Origin of the sequence: Synechococcus sp. R55.7, assembly GCF_047461955.1 — a bacterium.
GTDB lineage: Bacteria > Cyanobacteriota > Cyanobacteriia > Thermostichales > Thermostichaceae > Thermostichus.
The window spans coordinates 1-3,267 of sequence record NZ_JANSIC010000085.1; the positions used below are offsets into that span (position 1 = coordinate 1).

Genomic DNA, 3,267 nt, shown 5'->3' on the forward strand with positions numbered 1-3,267 from the left:
ATCGCTTCACCGTTGAGCAGTAATGCTCAGCAGTGTTCAGCGTAAATGTATCAGCCTTTCTCTGTAGACGTTCGATTGCACCTAAAAAATTGCCCCGCCCATCACCGGGCGGGGTTATTGCTGCATCCTCAGGCCAGCTTAAACTGCCTCTGGAACTTTGGCCTCTTCCGCCGCCACTTCCTGCACCACGATCTTGCCCCGGAACACCACGTAGTTGTAGATGTTGTAGGACAAGATAACCGGGATCAGAAAGCCAATAAAGGTGAGCATAAACACCAGGGAGCTGGGGGAGGCCGCCGCTTCGTAGATGGTGACGCTGGGGGGGATGATGTTGGGGAAGACCATGAACCCCAAGCCGATAAAAGAAAGCGCAAAGATCAAAAAAGTGTAAACCAAAACGCTATTTTCTTCCCGCCGGCGCAGGCTGCGCAGCAACAACGCCACCAACAAAAGTCCCAGAACTGGGATGGCAGCAAAGATGTAGAAAAGAGGGGGCGAGAAAAGCTGAGCACGCGCCTGCTCGGACATGATAGGAGTGCTGATGGTGATAAACACTGCCCCCAGTAAAGTTGTCCAGGTGGCGATGGTTGCCGTCTTGTAGTAGGTTTCCTGAAGCTCGCCGGTGGTCTTAACGATTAGGTAGGCTGAGCCGATTAACACATAGCCCTGGATCAAAGTAAGAGCCACCAACAGCGTGCGCCAGGTCAGCCAATCCCAGGGGCTGCCGGCAAAGTGGCCGGCTTCGTCCACGCGGATCCCTTCGAAGACGCTGCCCAAGGCAAATCCCTGGCCCAAGGCTGCCAAAAAGCTGCCCACTCCAAAGGCCAGGTTCCACACCAACTTGTTGTCGGCGTTTTCCCGAAACTCGAAGGAAACGGCCCGCAAGATCAGGCCCACCACCATGATCACCAAGGGTATGTAGAGGGCATTGAGAATGGTGGCGTAGGCGAGAGGAAAAGATCCAAATAGGGATCCCCCCATCAACACCAGCCACGTCTCGTTGGCATCCCAAACATTGCCCAAGCTGGTCATGAGAATGCTGCGCCGCGTCTCGCTGGAGGCCGTCAGGGAGAGGATACCAACTCCCAGATCAAACCCGTCCAGCAGAACGTAGAGAAATAGGAATAGGCCCAGGATAAAAAACCAAACCTGGGGCAGAAACCGCTGTAAAGGCTCAAAAGATTCCATCGCTGTTCCCTCTGCTTTGAGTATTTCTGACCAGTGCGAGACAGTTCCCGATGGCGATCCCCAGTCCCTCTCCCTCTAGGGAAGGGAAGTTGGGAGTTGACGTAGCGAAGGGTTTCACTGCTGTGGGGAATGGGCCTGCTACGTTGCCCTGTTGCTACTTGGAGTCACCAGTTAGATGGCTACCAAACTGCTGCTACCGAGCTTCTGCAGGACGGCGATCTGGCTCGTGGCGGGCAGGCTCGACCACGATCACCGGCTGCGTTGCCGGGACAGGGGCGGGCAACTCCAGGTTTGGCCCTTCGCGGATGATGCGGCTGCCAAAGTAGAGAGCGGCAACGAAGAACACAGTGTACAACGCGGTCAGGCCAACCAGAGAAAACAGCACTTCTCCTGCCGGCAGGGGCGAAACCGATTCCACCGTGCGCAGTTGTCCATACACAATCCAGGGCTGCCGACCCACACAGCGGACGATCCAACCGGTTTCAACGGCGATGTATCCCAGGGGTGCTGCGAAGATCCAAGCTCTCATCAGCCACTTTTGCTGAGAAAGGGCCTCCACTGAGAGCTTGCCCCTCAGCCATTGCACAAGGGTAACTCCGACAAGCCCGGCTAGGAGGAGGCCAATGGCCACCATTGTCCTAAAGGAGTAGTAGATGAGGCCAACCATGTGGGGACGATTTTGGGGATCCCAGCTTTTGAGCCCTTGAATGGGTCGATCCAGCCTGGGTTTGAACTCCAGCAGATAGCCCAGCGCGCCAGGGATCTTCACCTCCCACTCGTTGCGCTCTTCGCGGTCGTTGGGCACAGCCAACAGGCTCCAGTCTGCCCGCTCGCCGGCAGGGATCGTCTCCCACTGGGCCTCCATGGCCGCCAGCTTGGCCGGCTGATAGCGATAGACTTGCTCCGCGCTCAGATGGCCGACGAACACCTGCAAAGGGGCGACCACCAGGGTCATTGCCAAGACCACTTTGAGGGAGCGGGAGAAGAACTCGCTGTGCCGCCGCTTGAGAATGTACCAGGCACTGATGCCACCGATAACAAACAAAGAGGTTTCCAAGGTGGCAAAAAACATGTGCAGAAAGCTGTTGACCATGAAGGGGTTGACAATAGCTTGCAGGTAGTCCCGCACCACAAATTTCCCATCGACGAACACGCCACCTGCCGGCGTCTGCAGCCAAGAGTTGGCCGTCAGGATCCAAAAGGTGGATAAGTTGGCGCCAAAGGCCACCAGGATCGTCGAGATCCAGTGAATCACCGGCGGGACGCGCTCCCAGCCGAACAGCATGATCCCCAGAAAGCTGGCCTCCAGCATGAAGGCCATTGTGCCTTCAAACCCCAGGATGGTTCCAAAAAAGTCCCCCACTGCTTCGGAAAAAGGTGCCCAGTTCATGCCAAACTGAAAAGCCATCGGCAAGCCTGAGGCCACGCCAATGCCAAAGTTCAACACATAGAGTTTTGACCAGAAACGGGCGTGGCGGTAGTAATCTAAGTTGCGGGTTTTCAGCCAAAGTCCCTCAACAACAACGAGATAAATGGCCATCCCTGTTGTTAAAACCGGCCACAACATGTGAAAAATGGCCGTGAGGGCAAACTGTAGACGAGAAAGGGCAACGGTATCCAGAAACATGATTTGTACCAAGTTTAGATGAATTGACCCATACAGCTTTTTCCGACAACATCCGCTGCAATTGATACAGCTACATCTCTTGCATGAAAAACATCTTGCTGACTGGCAGACATCAGATGAGGCCGGGAAAGCCGCGCTTTGTGGTTCCTTCTAACATCGAATCTTGGCTAAGACAATCGACAAGCCGTCCGACTCTAAAGGTTAATTTTAGGATTCTGTGAGATATAGACCTTTTTTTGTAATTTGGACTACAAAGCAAAAAGCCCTCTGTGAACCTAGCGGCCAAAAACTGGCAGGCCATTGACATAGGGTTCTGGTTTTCTTCGTCTTTAAACAACAAAACTGTTGTCCCAATAGATCGAGGAGCAATTCCCAGCAAGGGGCGACTTCCCGTCTACAGCGCCAGCAGACGGCTGCTGATTGTCCCCGGAGCCTGCCAGAATTGGGATCCC

The 3,267-nt window shown here is 54.6% G+C and carries 2 protein-coding genes; both read right to left on the minus strand.

Translation table 11 applies throughout. From position 1 onward, the window contains the following. Positions 1–138 precede the first annotated feature (138 nt). Entirely contained in the window at positions 139–1,188 is a 1,050-nt protein-coding gene (gene cydB, locus NW820_RS06225) for a cytochrome d ubiquinol oxidase subunit II (protein WP_011432837.1), read from the minus strand. Between the two features lie 193 nt (positions 1,189–1,381). Further along, entirely contained in the window at positions 1,382–2,815 is a 1,434-nt protein-coding gene (locus NW820_RS06230) for a cytochrome ubiquinol oxidase subunit I (RefSeq protein ID WP_414383095.1), read from the minus strand. Positions 2,816–3,267 lie beyond the last annotated feature (452 nt).

What these genes read in the sequence shown, in the direction of transcription:
- NW820_RS06230 (WP_414383095.1), bottom strand. Translation starts at nt 2,815, where the DNA reads ATGTTTCTGGATACCGTTGCCCTTTCTCGTCTACAGTTTGCCCTCACG.
- cydB (WP_011432837.1), bottom strand. Translation starts at nt 1,188, where the DNA reads ATGGAATCTTTTGAGCCTTTACAGCGGTTTCTGCCCCAGGTTTGGTTT.